The following is a 17801-nucleotide window of genomic DNA, read 5'->3' as shown; positions in this document are numbered from 1 at the left end:
GTCCTCCTGTGCGACACACTGTAAAAAAGTTAGGAATAATCATATGAATAATACCATCAAAAAACTGCAAGCCGTCATGGCGATAGAAAATATAAAAGAAAATGAACCGATGAAAAACCATACATCCTTTAAGGTAGGGGGGCCGGCAGACCTTTTTTTAATGCCCCAGACCCGGGAAGAACTGCAGGCGGTACTGGAAATCTGCAAACAATCAGAAAAATCCCTCTATATTATGGGTAACGGCAGCAATCTGATCGTCCGGGATAACGGTTATAGCGGCATCATCATCAATACTAAAGCCCTCAATCAGGTTAAAACAGTGGGAGAAACCCTGATTGCCGAACCGGGGATCAGCCTGAAAGATCTGGCCAACGTGGCGCTAGAAGAAAAACTCACTGGCCTGGAATTTGCTTCCGGCATTCCCGGCAGCCTCGGTGGAGCCGTCACCATGAATGCTGGCGCTTACGATGGCGAAATGAAGGGGGTCATTAAAAGCATCACGGTGATCACCGAAGACGGCAGTCTGAAAACAATTCCCGCCGATTTGTGCAATTTTGGTTACCGATCCAGTATCCTGCAACAACACCATTGGGTGCTGGTCAGTGTCGAACTGGTTCTTAAAAACGGCGATTACCAGGTAATCGCCGCAAAAATGCTGGATCTGAATACCCAAAGACAGACCAAACAACCGCTGGAATACCCCAGCGCCGGTAGCACCTTCCGCCGACCAGTGGGCTATTACGCCGGAAAACTGGTTCAAGATGCTGGCTTTAAAGGCTATTCCATCGGCGGCGCCCAGGTATCCGAAAAACACAGCGGCTTTGTCATCAATAAAGGCGGCGCCACCGCTGCTGACATATTAAATCTCATCGCTGCCATCCAGTCAGCCGTGAAAGAAAAATTTGACGTCGACCTCAAAACCGAAGTCATTGTCATCGGAAACGACTAATCAACCATGAAAATAACACATGATATGCATACCCATACAATCTATAGCCATGGCAAAAATACCATTGCGGAAATGGTGGACCAGGCCCGCGAAATCGGTCTGGAAGCCATTATCATTTCCGATCATGGCCGGAGCCATCCGATGTTTGGGGTCCGAAAAAAGAATTTTGCGAAAATGCGGGCCGAAATTGATGCCCTTAATCAAAAATACGACGATATTGCAATCTATCTCTCCGTCGAATCCAACATTACCGGAGCCGAGGGCAATATCGATATCGGCGCCGAAGAAAAGAAATATTGCGACTGGATTTCAGCCGGCTATCACTACGGCTATTTTCCTGCCAGCATTAAAGATTTATTTGTCTTTGCGATTCCCAATTATGCCGCTCGGGTGCTGCCATTTCTGAGAAAAGCGGTGGTCGATATGAATACCCGTACCTACATTAAAATGATGGAGCAACATGACATCAAACTGATCACCCATCCCGGGGATAAAATGCCCATTAATATCGAAGCAGTAGCCAAAGCCGCCGCCGAACACGGCGTGATTCTGGAAATCAACCCCAGACACGATCATTTAAACGCCGAAGAAATTAAAATCGCCATGAAATATCCAGTCGATTTCGCCATCAATAGCGACGCCCACAGCATTGCTGCCCTCGGCGATATGGGCAACGCCCCGGAAACCATCAAAGCCGCCGGCATCCCCATCACCCGCATCGTCAACATAACAGAATAAGGAGCACAGGGGGACGGTTTTTCTTGTGCTTTCTAAGGTATTTCAATAAAAGAGCACAAAAGAACCGTCCCCTTGTGCGTCCCATCGCATAGAAGCAAAGGAGATCCCCATGAAAATCATCATCATCACCGGCATGTCCGGAGCAGGAAAATCCCAGGCGATCCAAATCCTCGAAGATCTGGGTTATTTTTGCGTCGATAACATCCCGCCGCAACTGATTGTGACGTTCATCAATCTCTGTCAGCAATCCGCTACTGAAATAGAAAAAATAGCCCTGGTAACCGATGTCCGCGGCGATGTGTTTCTGGATGGCAAAGATACGCCCCTGACCGAATACAAGGCCGCCAAGGATGATATCAAACTGATCTTTTTAGATGCCCGCGACGAGGTGCTAGTATCCCGGTATCAGGAGACCCGACGAGATCATCCGTTGACGCATTCCTCCGGCAATCTGCTCGAAGCGATCCAGCAGGAACGAAAAAGCCTGGAACACTACAGAGAAATAGCCGATGAAGTGATCGACACCTCCGAAATAAAAGTCAGAGAACTTAAACAACAGTTGGAAAAAATACTTAAAGTCGACCGGGATCATAGCAAACCAAAAGTAAAAATATATTCCTTTGGTTTTAAATATGCCAGCCCGATGGGCGCCGATTTTGTTTTTGACGTCCGTTTTCTGCCCAATCCCTTTTATAAACAGGAACTGAGAAATTTAACCGGCGAAGATCAGCCGGTCAGAGACTACGTGATGTCCTTTCAGGAAGCCCGGATCTTTTATGACAAACTGCTGGATTTGGTGGAATTTGTGATTCCCCAATTTGCCAAGGTGTCCAAAAATACCATTGAAATTGCCATCGGCTGCACCGGTGGCCAGCATCGCTCGGTCACCTATGCCTGTCTTTTAAACAAAGCCCTCAAAGAAAAAGGCTATGAAACCGCCCTCAAACACCGGGACATCAAAAAAAACCGCCTCGACCACTAAGGTAGAGCACAAGGGGACGGTTTTTCTTGTAGGGCATAGAACAAAGCACAAGGGGACGGTTTTTCTTGTGCTTTCTAAAATATTTCAATAAAAGAGCACAAAAGAACCGTCCCCATGTGCGCCGTCCCCATGTGCGACGGCACTTAATAAACCAAAGAACATAGATAAAGGATGTGATTCCATGGATATGAAAGAATATATAAGGGAGTTTACTTTGAAAGATATCGTAAAAGTGAGAAACCCAAAGGTCGTTGCCATTGGCGGCGGCACCGGTTTATCGGTCATCCTTCGGGGTTTAAAAAAATATACCGATAATCTCACCGCCATCGTCACCGTCGGTGATGACGGCGGCGGCTCTGGCAAACTGCGAGAAGAACTGGGCATCCTCCCCCCAGGCGATATCAGAAGCTGTATACTAGCTCTGGCTGACGACGAGAATGTTATGCAGGAGCTCTTTAATTATCGTTTTCCCGGCGGCCCCATGGCAGGCCAGAGCTTTGGGAATCTCTTTCTGGCGGCCATGAACGGCATCAGCCATGATTTTTATGACGCTGTCCGACGGACTTCTGACGTACTCCAAATTAAAGGGGAAGTGCTGCCCGTCACCCTGTCCCCGATGGTGCTGATGGCAACCCTGAAAAATGGCGAAATCATTGAAGGCGAATCATCCATTCCCCTGGCGGCTTTGGCACAAAAAAGCCCGATCACCCAGATATTTTTAAAACAGGATGACACCAAACCGCTGCCGGAAACCATCGAAGCGATCAAAAATGCCGATATGATTGTTCTCGGCCCCGGTAGCCTCTATACCAGTGTGATTCCCAACCTGTTGGTGAAGGATGTGGCCAGAGCTATTTTTGACAGTCGCGCCAGTCGTTTCTACATCTGCAACATCATGACGCAACCTGGAGAAACCGACGGCTATTCCCAGGAGGATCATATCCGGGCGATTGAAGGCCACCTCGATCAGGCAGAAGGCCGAATCTTCGATTATGTGGTGGCCAATATCGGCAATCTGCCTAAAAGTATCGAAGAAAAATATCAAAAATGCGAGTCCACCGTGGTTGAAACAAAAAGCCCCATCGAACAATATGAGTACATCCTGGACGACTATGTCGTCATGGAAAACGGTTTTGTCCGTCACGACGCCGATCTCCTGGCGCGCCGCATCTTCGAAACCTATATGAAATAAAGCACAAGGGGACGGTTTTTCTTGTGCTTTCCTGAATATTTCAACAAAAGTGCACAAAAGAACTGTCCCCTTGTGCGACACCTGAAAAGAAAGGAGCCGCCATGACATTTTCAGCTATTTTAAAAAAAGATCTTTCCAAGCTTCCCTTCGGTTCCAAAGCCTGTCAGCGGGCCGAACTGTCCGGGATGATCGGATCCGTGGCGACCATCTCCGTCGATGAAAAAGGTGCCATGGCGATCAGCATCAAAACCGAAAACCCCGCGGTGGCGGCCAGATGCTATCAGCTCTTGAAAACGCTGTACAATATTAAACCAAAAATAAAAATAGAAAAAACCAGAAAATTCAAAGAACACCGGGCCTACCGGGTGGTGGTTGAAGAACCGTGGACGGCAAAAATAATCTTGGAAGACTGTCAAATCCTGACTTATAATACCAATGGTCAGGCTTTTTTTGCCAACCAGGTGCCGGATCAATTCATAAAACAGGCCAATCAGACAAAAGCCTATATTCGCGGTGCCTTTTTGGGATGTGGATCCGTATCCAATCCCGAAAAAACCTACCATTTAGAATTGGTCGGAAAGAAGACCCCTTTAGCAAATAAAAAAATCGAAAAAAAAATTGAACGCAGTCCGGCGACAGGTTCTGAACAATGTGCTTATCTGCAAAGCATCAAAACGATTCTCGATGATTTTGACATCAAATCAAATCTGATTCACCGAAAAGCCCATTGGGTGCTCTACCTCAAAGAAGGGAGCAGCGTCGCCGATTTTCTCAGCGTCATTGGTGCCCATCGCGGACTGCTGGAAATGGAAAACATCCGGATTGTCAAAGAAATGCGCAACGACGTCAACCGTCAGGTTAATTGCGAAACGGCCAATCTCAACAAAACCATTGTTGCCTCTTACGATCAGGTCGCCGATATTATGCTGATTAAAGAGCAGCTGGGCTTAAAGAATCTGCCCCGAAATCTCTATGACATTGCCGAATTGCGACTTAACTATCCTGATGCTAGCATTAAAGAGCTGGGCGAACGCCTGGATCCCCCGGTCGGAAAGTCCGGCGTCTATCACCGCCTCAAAAAACTCAACCAGATCGCCGCCGACCTCAAACAACGGTAGGGCATGAAAAACGTGAGCACTAGGGGACGGTTTTTCTTGTGTCATCCAAATTTGTTTCAATAAGAGGACACAAAAGAACCGTCCCCTCGTGCGGTGCGCACAAAAAAGAGCCAGACAGCCGATGCAATTCGTCTGTCTGGCTCTTTTTTTAATTCACCAGATCCAATCCAAAATACGTGCGCAAGTCAGCAATCGCCCGGCGATGCAGTTTGACCAGGCTGTTGGAGCTGACCCCAATACTGTCAGCAATCTCCCGGAAACTGCGGTTCTTGACATAATGTTCGGCAATAATCCAGCGCTGTCGTTCCCGCAGCTGGGGCAGATACATCTGCAAAGCCGACAAGTCTTCAGCCCGGACGTAATCACCTTCAATATCTGCGGCATCCGCCAGAGTATCGAGCAGTGAAAAAGCGTCACCATCGCCAGTTGCTGAGTTCAGCGAGGCGACGTTCTGATGAACCTTGGCGACATTGACAAAATAATAAAATAATTCCTTTTTCAAATAGCCGGAAAAGGGAACCCCGAGATTTTCATTAAAACCTGCCACGGCATTGAGCAGGACAATCGCTGCTTCGCTCAAGTAGTCATCAACGGCATCCGTTTCATATACATAACGGCGAATCATCGAAAGCATCAAAGGCCTGAAGCTTTCAATCAAAGCCAATTGACACCGGGGATCCCGCTGCCGGGCACCCCGAACCAAAAGAATCATTTCATTATTTTCCATATTGTCACCTCTTTCAATAAAATAGAACATCAGTTCGCATGCTCATTATACAACAATCAAATCCAATTATCAACCATTTTACGAACAAACGTTCAAACAGAGTAAGCGCAGGTGAGAGCAAAGGGGGACGGTTCTTCATGTGCTTACCAAAAAAATATGATAAAAGTGCACAAAAGAACTGTCCCCCTGTGCGTGAATAAGTCCACCTTGCGCATAAAAAAAAGCGGGGGTTACCCCCCGCCTCACCATCTACACCGTCATCACAAAATCCTGGGTGGTGGTGCTAATCAGCTTTCCGCTGACCTTTTTCACCAGTCCACTGTTATCGGGAGCAAACACATTCCGGGCCAGGATATTATCCATTGCCGTGTTCAGTTCAGCCTGAGTCACCGCCGGATCAGCATCCGACACCGAAATCGTTGCGTTTTTACCATCAGCCCGTTGAAAGACCATGGCTGCCTTAATTTCTGCCATATTTTTTTACCTCCTTTCTTTAATATTTTGGCGGTGTGCTAGACACCGGGAATCAATAGGGTGGTTTCAATTTTGAATACTTCTTCCATGGTTGGAGCCTGCAAACCCGCAAGTGCTTCAGCCACAGCATAAATATCATCGTTGCCGGCAGTTGCTTTAAGATTTGCATAAGTCTTAGACTTAGTCACTTCCTTACCATCCACCATCCCATAGTTCGAACGAACCTGCAGCTTATTACTAATAAAATCTGTTGTTACTGGCATTTTGTGTACCTCCTTTCATCGATTATACTAATAAATGGAACATCCCGGAAAAAGGTGCCATAAAAAATTAGGTAGAGCATGAAAAGCAAAATGTCCCATTGTCATGCGAGCATCGCTGTAAGCAAAAGGGGACGGTTTTTCTTGTGTTAACCTAATTATTCTCCAAAAATGGACACAAAAGAACCGTCCCCTTGTGCGATTCCTAAAGCTCCAAATGACAAAACCCCTCGTCCTCATAAACAATCACCCCCAGCCCGGCCGCAATGGCGGCATCGGCCAGGTCATAAACCGCAATCCCCGGGGCATAACAATCGGCCGCATCGCCAACCAGGTGCCGGGAGTCGGGAATCCCCCCAACTTCCTCATTTCGGATCGGACAGCGAACCCCGGACGTCACAATAATTGGCGATCCCAGCACCATCCGGACAGCTTCCATCCGACCCACCAGTTCGCGGTTCATTTCCGCCGGGAACCCATCACAGTAACGTCCCTCACAACAGCAAATAAACTCTTGCCGATTAAAATGCGCCGTAAGCTGTTCATCATTTCTACACATCATTTCCTCCTTTTATTGTGGGAATAGACACAGGGTAGGGGATAAATCGGGGACGTTATACCCGTTAGCACATTGGGATGACAGGGAAGTGTCCCCACGTCATCCCCCGGGCATCGCTGCAACTCAATATGGCTAACGAAACGTCCCCCACGTCATGTTCGAAATGTCCCTGTGTCATACACCCTCATTCATCCTCTTTTAACTGCGCCAAGACCTGTTTCAACTTAGCCGGCATCGGAAATCCCAGGCACCCAAGATTTTCGGTAATACTGATCCCTTCATTGGCGGCATAAAAGAAAATCACGGCGGTGCGCATCGTGGCACCACCGCCCAGCAGATTTTCATCCAACAGGTGACCCATGGCCACCATCACCAGAATCAGCATTTTTTTCATAATTCCGACAAAGCCAATTTCACTCGATAGCTGCCGCCGTGCCACCGCCAGGCTCAGACCGGTGAGATAATCAATCAGGATAAAGCCCACCAGGGTATACAAATACCCGTCAAAGCCACCCAACAGAAAACCCACCAGCGATCCCAGCACCGCAAAAACCTTAGGCAAACTATCTAAAATCATCTGCATCTCATCACTCAACCTCCTTTTTCAAAATTGTGTTACACCATTAAAATGGAAAAGAAACAAAAAAGATGCCTAAAGATAGAGCGTGAACTTATCAAAGGGGGACGGTTCTTCTTGTGCTTACCAAAAAATCTAATAAAGGTGCACAAAAGAACTGTCCCCCTGTGCGCTTTTTTGCATAAAAAAAAGGCGGGGTAACCCACCTAAACTGTCAAAAAGATAACCCAGTACCGACAATTGTTACATCATGTTGTACGCATCGGAGCGGACACGGCAGAGCCTGTCCGATTCCGCAGCGAACAACAGATTAACAATTGGTCGGTACGGCAGTTTATCGACAACCTCAAGCCGGGTTCCCCCGCCTTGCAAATTCTAGTATAGACTATTTTTAAGATTACTAATCTCAACCTTCAACTTATCGGATATTTCATTGAGCAGCGTCAACTTTTCTGTGATATCGCCCATCGCCGCTTGATGTTCGCCAATGATCTTGTAAGATTTGGCGGCCTGCGATTCCACCGAGTTCATACTCACGACAATGCTGTCCAGGATGCTCTCAATCTTCTTAGCCGAATCTACACTCATTACTGCCAGTTTACGAACCTCGTCGGCAACGACGTTAAAGCCGCGGCCAAATTCTCCGGCCCGGGTGGCTTCAATGGCGGCGTTGAGTCCCAGCAGATTGGTCTGGGTGGCCACATCGCGGATAAACTTAAGAATCGAATCCGTTTCTTTAACCTTGTTCTTGGAAATGGTCGAAGACTCCAGTAACTCATCAGAAGCCTTGATTAACGCTTCAATCTGCACCGAGAAATTATTGACGACATCGGTAACAGCGCGGATATTTTCAAACATATTTTCAGAAATATTCTGGAAGTTTTCGGTTTCATCAACCAGCAAGCGGTTGTGATGACCCATTTTTGAAATCGAGTTGGCAAAAACATAAAGCATATCAGCGGCCGCATTGATTTTTTCGCGTGGAACAATGGTTATTTTACGCAGGGCGGCAATATACTCTTCTTCATCGACACCGATTTCCCGGGCAATTCTTCGAAACTTATCCTCATCCGGTGGCGCATCAAGTACCTGACCGCCAAGAATCGCCCCAATCTGCTGCCCATTGACGATGATCGGCGCCGCAAAATCGACCAGCCCGGCATGACAGGAATACACTGCCGGTTTACCAGTGTTGCCCGATTTCTTGCCGCCTTCGATATCACAGGCGATGCAGCGTTTGTTGCCCTCAGCAGAACCGCGCGTGTATTTCATACAAAAGTCCGTAAAATTACTAGGCTCGGTGATAGTCCCTTTGACATTATCCACCGAAACGCTGGCCATCCCCAAAGCCTTGGCAAAACTATCCTGAAACTGCTGTAAGACATGTAAATCAATGAGCTCATCGACAGTGTAGTTTAATTTCTTTTCCATTTAAATTCTCCTTCATAAAAAATTATCCTAAGACATCATTTTAGTAGTTACTGATATCGTGTACATAAAAAAACCTGATAAAAATTATATTCCCATAATAGTTACATTCTATCACGTCAATTAAAAAAAGTCACCTACAAACCTTGGCTTCCCGGAGATAAAAATTCGCCCGCCAGGGGGAGAGTATGACTTGGTAACTTTAAAAAACCTTAAAAAAAAATAAACCACGCCTTTTATGTTATAATAAGGTATATAAAAAACGATATGGGTATCTACAGCAAAGAGACAATAAAATAGACTTCACAAGCAGATATAAAAGGGAGACGTTACGAGGTGTCATTCCCATCATGGATGACACCGGAGATGTCTCCTTTTCACGCCTGTAAGCATTTGCGAAACAAAAAAACGAAAAAAATATCTGGCACACAACATGCCACATCTTGTCTTTTTCTTATTTATGGCTGATAATAGGGGATGACTTGGGGACGTTACGTCTGTCAGCCCATCGGGATGAAAGATGAAATGTCCCTATGTCACGGGCGAAAGGGGACGGTTTTTCTTGTGTCAACCAATTTTTTTTTTACATGAGAGCACGAGGGGACGGATTTTCTTGTGTCAACCAATTTTTTTACATGAGGACACAAAAGAACTGTCCCCTTGTGCCACCACGCTGTGCAAAAAAATAAAAAACGTCAAAATCAATGCAATAAAACGTCTTAACAAAACGTTAATATAATGTTGGGGGTTCGCTGATGAATCTATTCCTTTCGATGGTGGTACTGAACAACGTCGGTAGTGCTGAAAAACAAAAACTAAATATCGATGAAGCCATATTCATCCGGATTGCCGAAAATGATATGGCCGCATTTGAGGAATTTTATCGCCTGACGGAACGATCCGTCTATGCGTTTGTTTTATCGACCTTAAAGAATCATGATGATACGCTAGATGTCGTCCAGGATACCTATCTAAAGATCAGGGCGGCCGCCCATCTTTACCAGCCGATGGGCAAACCAATGGCCTGGGTCTTTACCATCGCCCGGAATCTGTCGATCAGCAAAATTAGGAACAGACAGAAAAACGACAGTATTGAAATCGCCGATATCGAAAATGACCTGAACTTTTCCTACATCAGTGATCAGGAAGACCAGTTGGTTCTCCAGACCGCACTGAAAATACTCAGCAGCGAAGAAACCGAAATCATTCTTTTACATGCGATTTCCGGGTTTACCCACCGCGAAATCGCCAAAAATCTGGAGATGAACCTATCCACCGTTCTGTCCAAGTATCATCGGGGACTGAAAAAATTGAAAAAATATCTCATCGAACAGGAGGTGTTATAATGAGCTATCATAAAAAATTGAATATAGAAGCGTCGCTTTGCCGAAGCATCAGCCAGGCTCCTGGTCTGGACTTTGAAAAGCTGGCTGCCATGCCCGTCACCAAAATGACCGAGCATGACTATGTCACCCGGCAACAGCAAACCCCGGCGATAAAGCAGGGGAAGGGGCAGCGTTACTTTAAGCCGCTCTCGATGGCTGTTGCCGGCGCTCTGGTGATGCTGGTCTGCGTGACTACCTGGTTTGCGGAGTTTAAAGCGCCCGAGAGCATCATTGCCCTGGACGCCAACCAGAGTGTCGAAATTGTTACCAACAAGCACAAACAGATTCTTTCGGTTAAAGCCTTTGATCAGGATGTGCAGACGTTGCTTGATGAGGAGAACCTGGGTCAGACCAACCTCGAAGCTTCAGTCGGGGTGATTATCACCGCCATGATCAAAAACGGTTATCTGGACGAGAATAAAAGCGTTGTGATGGTGTCAGTAGAAAATCAGAGCAGCGCCAAAGCCGATGATCTGGCAGCAACCCTCAACCAGGTGATAAAAGACAGTGCCACCGCCGAGAACATCTCCGCCACGGTAGTCAGACAGACCGTCACTCCTGATAACCAGGCGGTTACCGAGGCCGAGCAGTATAGTGTTTCCACCGGCAAACTCAATGTCATGAAAGAATTGATTGTCGCCGACAGTTCGCTGAGTATGGAAACCCTGGCCGCAATGTCCCTGACCGATTTGCTGGCAGTATCCAAAGAAAAATCAGTCGATCTCACCAACGTCATTAAGGTCGATGTGCCTGAAAAAGAGACCAAAGATCTTGGCACACCAACCACCCCCACCGAAGAAATCACCGAGGTGAAACCACCAGAGTCCACCAGCGCACCGAGTGACAACACAAACAGTGCCAATAAAGAAACACCACCAAGTGATCCGGTCGTGATTTTAACCCCGGAAACCCCGGCAGTTACCATTGTCGATCCCCCTACCCCAACCGAACCAGTTGTCACCCCACCGGAAAAAGAAACCGAAGCGGTTGACGAAGAGAAAAAACCCTTAAGCGAAAAACCCCCAACCGAGCCGGAAGAACAACCCGCCGAAGTAATCCCCGAAGAACCCATCGACAGCAAATAGGAAAAGCATAAGGGGACGGTTTTTCTTGTGTCAACCAAATAGTTTAAATAGAAGAACAAAAGCAAAAGGGGACGGTTTTTCTTGTGTCAACTAAATAGTTTAAATAGAAGAACAAAAGCAAAAGGGGACGGTTCTTCTTGTGTCAACCAAATATTTTTAATAAAAGGACACAAAAGAACTGTCCCCTTGTGCGAAAATTGCGCACCCGCTAAAAAAAATAAAAAAACTGAAATCCGATGCAATAAAACTCCCGCCCCGGGCGTTAACCAGTCGTAGAGAAAAAAATGTCGATTCGAAGTTACATTCCGAAAGGAGCTGATCGCTACCATCGAAGAAATGATAATGAGAGCGATTTTATCGCATCAAGTGCAGTTTGTTTGGTCAAAAATGAAAGCAGTTAATATATTGTCGATACAAAAGATAATAATGTGTCAAATGTGTGAGCTGAACCCATCATTGTTTCGGTTTTGAAATGTAAAAACCACGTTTTTTATTCAAAAAAACAACGATATTTATTGCAAAACATCATAAGAAGGTGTAGAATCATACAAGAACGCTCTTTCTAGGTTTACCGTTTAACTGTATTGGCAAACCGGATTTTTCAAAAAAAGAAAACGGTTTGTGTAGCTAAAAATTAGGAAGGAGGAAAGAGGGACAGTTCGAACCGTAAATTTAGACAATTAAATATGGAGCATGATTAAGCTCTGGAATTTCTAGGCGACTAATGTAACAGTTATTGCTGGAACTTCCGGATAAAAAAAACAAAATTTAACAACGGAGGAAACAAAGTATGAAGAAGATTACAGTAAGCATTTTATCAGTATTGATGATGCTCTCCATGGTATTCTCGTCAAGCGTATTCGCAGCTAATGAACAACCATCAGCTTGGGATTCGTTTGTAGGATTATTATCTGGAAACGCAACAACTACTGCAACAGACGCAGCGGGGGTTGAATATCGGGGACACATCCAAAATGTTGGTAACTATCCAACAGATGGTACATGGATTCAAGGCCCAAATCAATTGGGTACAATAGGCCAAAGCCTACGATTAGAAGGTTTCTGGATTCAATTAACCAACAAACCAGCTAATGTAAATATCCAATATCGAGTTCACGTTCAAAACGTCGGCTGGATGGCTCCAGTTCTAAACGGTAATTTTGCCGGAACTGAAGGTCAAGCCCAACGTATCGAAGCTATTGAAATTAATTTAGTAGACGATGCCGGCAACGCCGTACAAGGTTACAAAGTAATGTACAAAGGCCATATCCAAAAAATCGGTGATACCGCATGGTTTGAAGATGGACAAGAACTTGGTACTACTGGTTCTTCCTTACGATTAGAAGCTCTAGAAGTTAAAATCGTAACAGAAAAATCTGACTTAACTGCTTACAACGCAGCAGTAGCAGCAGCAGCAGCTTTAACCGAAGCTGATTATACAGCAGCATCATGGACAGCTCTTCAAACAGCTTTAACTGATAATGTTGTAACTGATGCTAATACACAAGCAGAAGTTGATGCAGCAACAGCAGCTATTAACGATGCGATTGATGCATTGGTAATGGTTACTGGAATTGATACTGCTGTAGCAACAGGAAAAGATAAAATTACTGTTACATTTACTCAGGCAGTAGACACAGCAACAGATACATTAACCGTCAAAAAAGCATCTGTTAATGTAAACCTTGATGGTGTTGTTTATGCTGAGGATAAGATGTCAGCTGTGATTGATACCACAAGTAATTTAACTAAAGGTGATTATACGATTACTTTAGTAGCTGATGGTAATACTTCAACAGCAACTGTAACAGCTGCCGATGAAAAAGTTTCTTCGATCGTTGTTACCACTGAAACAGCACCATTAAATCCTGCAGTAAGTGGTTCTTATTCTGCTAATTGCACGATTTTTGCAAATTACCAAGTACTTAATCAGTATGGCGAAAAAATGGTTGGACAGACACTTACTTGGACACCATCCACTGGTGGAGCAGTAATTGATACCGTTCCAACAACAACTGCTGATGGTAAATTGACCATAGGTAATTATTCCACTACTGCTCAATTCATTCCAGGTGCTACTGTTTATTTAACAGGCGTACATGCTGCGACAGGTACTGTAGTGAATGATAGTGTAGTTGTTGGTTTAGAATCTAAAGCAGATACAACCGTATTTAAAGGGATCTATGATAAAACAACAGCAAAATTAATTGATACACTTCCAGCCGGGTTTGTTGATAGCCGTTATATTCTGTTATATGAAGTAACCGATCAATATGGCAACAAAATTGACAATCCAACTGTTACTCAGTTAACAATGCTTTCTACTAATCCTTTATTTATTGCATCACCATCAACTACAACAGGTACTGATACTGATGTAACAATTAATGGTGTAGTATATGAGGCTGTTAAAATTGTAAGAGGAACGAATGCAGATAAGGGTGGTACTGCTACCATTCAATCTATTTCTAACCTCACCGGAAAATCAGTAACATATGATATTACATCTGAAGCAAAAGCAGCAGTTAAGACATTTACAATGTCATCTCCAACAACTGTTATTTCAGAAGGTGAAACAGCTGAAATACCTTTTGCAGCTGTTGACCAATTTGGAACTGCTGTAACAAAATATTCAGATTTAAACACTAAAGTTACTTTCTCATCAAACTTGGCATTACAGCAAAAAGCAGATGGCACAGCTAGATTAGTATTTACTGCTCCATCCACTGGTGCAGAAACAAATGCTGATTTACCAGTATACTTAACATCTATTGTCACAGATGGTGGTAATTTCTCAAGCTTGATGGTAAATGTGAAAGAAACCGCTGTTCCTACAACAATTGCAGGAGTTGATACAACAACCGTTCCTGTTGTTCAAACAACAATCGCACAAGGTTCATCACAAGACATTTATGCAAAAGACTTAGTGGTTCAAGATCAATATGGTCGAACTCTAACAGATGCACAAGTTAATACATGGATGAACACGACAGCAAATTCAGCTATTATTTTGGATAGCTCGATTGTTGCAACAACACCATTTACTATTGCAAGCACATCTAATTCTTCAGATGCTGCAAGACATACAATTTCAGTATCAACTGATAAGTTCACTGTAACAGCACTATCAGGTACTGGCTTAGAAGCAACAGAGAATTTAGTATTCTCATTATCAAATACCGCAACTCCAGCACCAATTACAGGTAGCTCGAAATCAATTACTTTTGCATTGGGTATTCAATCTGAATATGCAAGCTATGAAGTAGCTGATATCGGTACGATGTATAACGATGGTGATGCAAGTGTTACAACAGATACAAAATATGATAAGACACTCAAAGTATATGGTGTAGAAGCGGATGGTACAAAAGTACTACTGCCAGCATCACAATATACCACAACTATCACAGGAAAAGTAACCGTTACAAGTAATGTGATTTCTGATACAACTGGAGCTAGTACTGGTTATGCAGCTACAGACTTCCAGACAAGCACATCAGATACTGCGTATTCTAAAGTTCTTGAATTACCTGTAGTTATTCAGGTTTACGATGGTACAACTGGAGCAGCTGCTGCAGTTCTGAATACTACTTTAAAAGTATCACATGCAACACCAAAAGTAGCTTCTGCAGGATTCGACACAACTAAGGTTGTTGATGGAGCTGCATTTGTTCAAAATGGTAGCATCGCAACTGCACAATTGACAGCAGTATTTGATGCTACAAAAGTAGTAGATCAATATGGTGTGGCAATTGTTTCAAACCCAACAATTATTATATCAAACTTGACAAAAGTAACCGGTTCTACATTTGCAGTTACTGGTAGTGGTACTACAACTACAACTATTGCCAATGCAACTGCTGGTGATAAATTCACAGCTACATATACATATGTAGGTGGTGTGACAGCAACAGTAAACTTCACAGTTTCAGGAACTGATATCACAGCACCAACAATTACTGGCACTGCATTAGTATCTAACAATTCTGCTGATACTACTTTAGCAAAAGTTGGAGAAACTGCAACATACACATTAACTTTTAGCGAAAATGTAACTGTGGCAGTACAGATTGCTGCAACATCAGCAAATGCAACTGGTACGGTAACAGATGCCGCTGTAACAACTGCGGCTAGTACTAAGACTATTGGTTTAACAGTAGCAAGTGGTGATAACGGAGCTATTACATTAGCAACTGGTTTGTATGTACTGACTGATACCGCTGGTAATACAACAACTTACACAGCAGCACAAATTAATACATTAACAACTGATACAGTTACAGCTGATACAACAGTTCCTGCTACTCCAACAATTACATCTGTAGCAGGTGATACTAGTTCACCAGGTGTAACTAATGACACAACACCAGACGTAGTTATCGGAAATGTCGTAGCAGGTGATCTGATTACAGTTCTTGATGGGTCTACTGTAGTCGGTACAGGCACAGCAGTCGGTACAACAATTACAATTACAACAAGTGCTTTAACAGAAGCAACACATTCTTTAACAGTAACAGCAACTGATCCTGCAGGTAATGTAAGTGCAGCATCAACAGCATTCTCTTTAGTAGTTGATGTAACAGCACCAACAGCTACATTACCAGCATTAACTGGTGCAGATAATAATGTAACCACAGTAGTTGCAGCATTTGATGAACCATTATACATTGCAGGTGTAGCATTAGCTACTGGTGATGATGTAGCAACATCATTCACAGCAGCTGGCGGTACTCTAGCAATAACTAGTGCTATGTATGATAGTACAGCACAAACTGTAACATTTACACTTGCAAATGCATTAGATACTAACACAATTACACATAATGCAGACGCAACCAAATTAACAGATGCAGCAGGAAATGCTTATGCAGCTAAAGTATACACATATGCTACAGCTGGAACTTTATGGACAACTAACTAACTAATAGAGACTCAAGGAGAGACTCAAGGTGCCTGTCACCTTAACTTATTCAACTTAACTTATTGAGCTGGAAGGTTTAGAAACAGAGAATAGAGACGATTCGGGTTCTTCGGGACTCGGGTCGTCTTTCTTAGTTTTTTGAAGTGGCGGGAAAATCTGGAGGAATCTGTCTGGAAAAGATTTTGCTGGTTGTCCGGTTTCCAGCTTTTGTCTGTTGTAAGCGTCCAAGTGTGTCCAGAAGGATTCAGGAAGTGAAAGGAGGAAAGAAGAAAATCTGAATTCATGCTTTATGAGTATTTCGAATTTTCCAACCGAACCGGATATTCGTTCCAGTCGTTTCGGTGTTTCGTGCCAACGCTTCCGGGTTTTCGTTTCAACCGTTCCGGTCAGGTTCCAATCAGGGTATAAGGGATATATGCATCATTTAACTGATGTAAATCCATTTTAGGAGGTCATTCTCATGACCAAATATCGTGAAATTCTGAGGCTGTTCAACCTTGGCATCAGCCAGACTGGTATTGCCAGTAGCTGCGGTTGTGCCAGAAAAACAGTTCGGGATGTTGTTGATCGGGCGAAAGCCTGCAACATCATCTGGCCGTTAGCGGCCGAAACAACGGATGCTGATCTGGAAAAATTATTATTTCCTGATAAATCCGTCCCAAAATCGGACCGCAAATTTCCGGACTATGATTACATTGATAAGGAAATGCTGCGCAGTGGGGTAACGTTAAAGCTTCTCTGGAATGAATATTGTGAAGGTTGTCGGCAAAATAAAGATATTCCATTGATGTACACGCAATTCTGTCACCATTATCAGAAGTACAGCGACAAGAAACGTGCAACCATGCACATTCCTCGCAAGCCCGGCGAACAGATCGAAGTGGACTGGGCCGGAAAGCCAGCTTACATCATCGATACCGATACTGGGGAACTGATCCCCTGCCATATATTTGTCGGGGTTCTGAATTACAGTCTCTATGCCTATGTGGAAGCCTTTCTTAAAATGGATCTGGAAAGCTGGATTGCCGCTCATATCCATATGTATCAACACTTTGGTGGCAGTACACGGATGCTGATACCTGATAACCTCAAGACCGGGGTTGATAGAACCGACGACTGGTATACCCCAAAGATCAATAAAACCTATCATGAAATGGCTGAATACTATGATACAGCCGTGTTACCGACAAGAGTGAGGGCACCCAAAGACAAACCAGGTGTCGAAGGTTCTGTCAATGTTGTAACCAACTGGATTACAGCGGCCATCCGCAACGAAAAATTCTGTAAGCGATTCAGTGTGTCCTGAAGGATTCAGGAAAGTGGAACGGGGGGAAGTAGAAAATCTGAATTCATGCTTTATAAGAGATGAGAGCAGGCCTCTCGAAATCAACATTCAGGTGTGGGTT

The 17801-nt window shown here is 44.3% G+C and carries 15 protein-coding genes; 9 read left to right on the top strand and 6 right to left on the bottom strand.

What is annotated here, in order from left to right; all coding sequences use genetic code 11:
* Positions 1 to 43 precede the first annotated feature (43 nt).
* From murB to whiA, 5 genes are all read left to right on the top strand, one after another.
* Positions 44 to 949 (top strand): UDP-N-acetylmuramate dehydrogenase, encoded by a 906-nt coding sequence (gene murB, locus Q7J41_RS14630; protein ID WP_304889177.1) that lies wholly within the window; start codon positions 44 to 46, stop codon positions 947 to 949.
* A gap of 6 nt (positions 950 to 955) precedes the next feature.
* Complete coding sequence (locus Q7J41_RS14625; RefSeq protein WP_304889176.1) at positions 956 to 1687, top strand: PHP domain-containing protein; 732 nt, start codon at positions 956 to 958, stop codon at positions 1685 to 1687.
* A 109-nt stretch (positions 1688 to 1796) separates the two neighbouring features.
* Positions 1797 to 2669 (top strand): RNase adapter RapZ, encoded by an 873-nt coding sequence (gene rapZ / locus Q7J41_RS14620; protein WP_304889175.1) that lies wholly within the window; start codon positions 1797 to 1799, stop codon positions 2667 to 2669.
* 181 nt (positions 2670 to 2850) lie between these two features.
* A complete protein-coding gene (gene yvcK, locus Q7J41_RS14615) occupies positions 2851 to 3861 on the top strand; it encodes a gluconeogenesis factor YvcK family protein (RefSeq protein ID WP_304889174.1) in 1011 nt (336 codons plus the stop codon).
* A gap of 101 nt (positions 3862 to 3962) precedes the next feature.
* Complete coding sequence (gene whiA / locus Q7J41_RS14610; protein WP_304889173.1) at positions 3963 to 4979, top strand: DNA-binding protein WhiA; 1017 nt, start codon at positions 3963 to 3965, stop codon at positions 4977 to 4979.
* 148 nt (positions 4980 to 5127) lie between these two features.
* Here the strand turns inward: whiA and Q7J41_RS14605 are convergent, their stop codons facing one another.
* From Q7J41_RS14605 to Q7J41_RS14580, 6 genes are all read right to left on the bottom strand, one after another.
* On the bottom strand, positions 5128 to 5706 hold the full coding sequence (locus Q7J41_RS14605) for a sigma-70 family RNA polymerase sigma factor (protein ID WP_304889172.1): 579 nt from the start codon (positions 5704 to 5706) through the stop codon (positions 5128 to 5130).
* A gap of 249 nt (positions 5707 to 5955) precedes the next feature.
* Positions 5956 to 6180 carry a DUF2922 domain-containing protein gene (locus Q7J41_RS14600; protein ID WP_304889171.1) on the bottom strand — a complete coding sequence of 75 codons (225 nt, stop codon included), beginning with the start codon at positions 6178 to 6180 and terminating at the stop codon, positions 5956 to 5958.
* A 38-nt stretch (positions 6181 to 6218) separates the two neighbouring features.
* Entirely contained in the window at positions 6219 to 6443 is a 225-nt protein-coding gene (locus tag Q7J41_RS14595; RefSeq protein ID WP_304889170.1) for a DUF1659 domain-containing protein, read from the bottom strand.
* 202 nt (positions 6444 to 6645) lie between these two features.
* Entirely contained in the window at positions 6646 to 7002 is a 357-nt protein-coding gene (locus Q7J41_RS14590) for a D-Ala-D-Ala carboxypeptidase family metallohydrolase (protein WP_304889169.1), read from the bottom strand.
* Positions 7003 to 7183: 181 nt separating this feature from the next.
* Positions 7184 to 7582 (bottom strand): holin family protein, encoded by a 399-nt coding sequence (locus Q7J41_RS14585; RefSeq protein ID WP_304889168.1) that lies wholly within the window; start codon positions 7580 to 7582, stop codon positions 7184 to 7186.
* A gap of 369 nt (positions 7583 to 7951) precedes the next feature.
* Complete coding sequence (locus tag Q7J41_RS14580; RefSeq protein ID WP_304889167.1) at positions 7952 to 9007, bottom strand: PocR ligand-binding domain-containing protein; 1056 nt, start codon at positions 9005 to 9007, stop codon at positions 7952 to 7954.
* Between the two features lie 752 nt (positions 9008 to 9759).
* Here Q7J41_RS14580 and Q7J41_RS14575 point away from each other — a divergent pair.
* The 4 genes from Q7J41_RS14575 (at position 9760) to istA (ending at position 17701) form a co-directional block, all read left to right on the top strand.
* Positions 9760 to 10350 (top strand): RNA polymerase sigma factor, encoded by a 591-nt coding sequence (locus Q7J41_RS14575; RefSeq protein WP_304889166.1) that lies wholly within the window; start codon positions 9760 to 9762, stop codon positions 10348 to 10350.
* Entirely contained in the window at positions 10350 to 11474 is a 1125-nt protein-coding gene (locus Q7J41_RS14570; protein WP_304889165.1) for a hypothetical protein, read from the top strand. The genes Q7J41_RS14575 and Q7J41_RS14570 overlap by 1 nt, the downstream gene beginning before the upstream one ends.
* Before the next feature lie 790 nt (positions 11475 to 12264).
* The gene (locus Q7J41_RS14565; protein ID WP_304889164.1) at positions 12265 to 16395 is read left to right on the top strand and encodes a hypothetical protein; all 4131 of its coding nucleotides are present in this window, start codon (positions 12265 to 12267) and stop codon (positions 16393 to 16395) included.
* 460 nt (positions 16396 to 16855) lie between these two features.
* A complete protein-coding gene (gene istA, locus Q7J41_RS14560; protein WP_370651021.1) occupies positions 16856 to 17701 on the top strand; it encodes an IS21 family transposase in 846 nt (281 codons plus the stop codon).
* Positions 17702 to 17801: the final 100 nt, after the last annotated feature.

This window comes from Acetobacterium sp. (assembly GCF_030652775.1).
In the GTDB taxonomy this organism is placed as follows: Bacteria; Bacillota; Clostridia; order Eubacteriales; family Eubacteriaceae; genus Acetobacterium.
The sequence above is the reverse complement of the archived record's forward strand: the minus strand, read 5'-3'. Positions and strand labels throughout refer to the sequence as shown.

Excerpts from the sequence above, each read along its gene's own strand:
- murB (WP_304889177.1), top strand. The coding sequence starts at position 44 with ATGAATAATACCATCAAAAAACTGCAAGCCGTCATGGCGATAGAAAAT.
- Q7J41_RS14625 (WP_304889176.1), top strand. The coding sequence starts at position 956 with ATGAAAATAACACATGATATGCATACCCATACAATCTATAGCCATGGC.
- rapZ (WP_304889175.1), top strand. The coding sequence starts at position 1,797 with ATGAAAATCATCATCATCACCGGCATGTCCGGAGCAGGAAAATCCCAG.
- yvcK (WP_304889174.1), top strand. The coding sequence starts at position 2,851 with ATGGATATGAAAGAATATATAAGGGAGTTTACTTTGAAAGATATCGTA.
- whiA (WP_304889173.1), top strand. The coding sequence starts at position 3,963 with ATGACATTTTCAGCTATTTTAAAAAAAGATCTTTCCAAGCTTCCCTTC.
- Q7J41_RS14605 (WP_304889172.1), bottom strand. The coding sequence starts at position 5,706 with ATGGAAAATAATGAAATGATTCTTTTGGTTCGGGGTGCCCGGCAGCGG.
- Q7J41_RS14600 (WP_304889171.1), bottom strand. The coding sequence starts at position 6,180 with ATGGCAGAAATTAAGGCAGCCATGGTCTTTCAACGGGCTGATGGTAAA.
- Q7J41_RS14595 (WP_304889170.1), bottom strand. The coding sequence starts at position 6,443 with ATGCCAGTAACAACAGATTTTATTAGTAATAAGCTGCAGGTTCGTTCG.
- Q7J41_RS14590 (WP_304889169.1), bottom strand. The coding sequence starts at position 7,002 with ATGATGTGTAGAAATGATGAACAGCTTACGGCGCATTTTAATCGGCAA.
- Q7J41_RS14585 (WP_304889168.1), bottom strand. The coding sequence starts at position 7,582 with ATGCAGATGATTTTAGATAGTTTGCCTAAGGTTTTTGCGGTGCTGGGA.
- Q7J41_RS14580 (WP_304889167.1), bottom strand. The coding sequence starts at position 9,007 with ATGGAAAAGAAATTAAACTACACTGTCGATGAGCTCATTGATTTACAT.
- Q7J41_RS14575 (WP_304889166.1), top strand. The coding sequence starts at position 9,760 with ATGAATCTATTCCTTTCGATGGTGGTACTGAACAACGTCGGTAGTGCT.
- Q7J41_RS14570 (WP_304889165.1), top strand. The coding sequence starts at position 10,350 with ATGAGCTATCATAAAAAATTGAATATAGAAGCGTCGCTTTGCCGAAGC.
- Q7J41_RS14565 (WP_304889164.1), top strand. The coding sequence starts at position 12,265 with ATGAAGAAGATTACAGTAAGCATTTTATCAGTATTGATGATGCTCTCC.
- istA (WP_370651021.1), top strand. The coding sequence starts at position 16,856 with ATGACCAAATATCGTGAAATTCTGAGGCTGTTCAACCTTGGCATCAGC.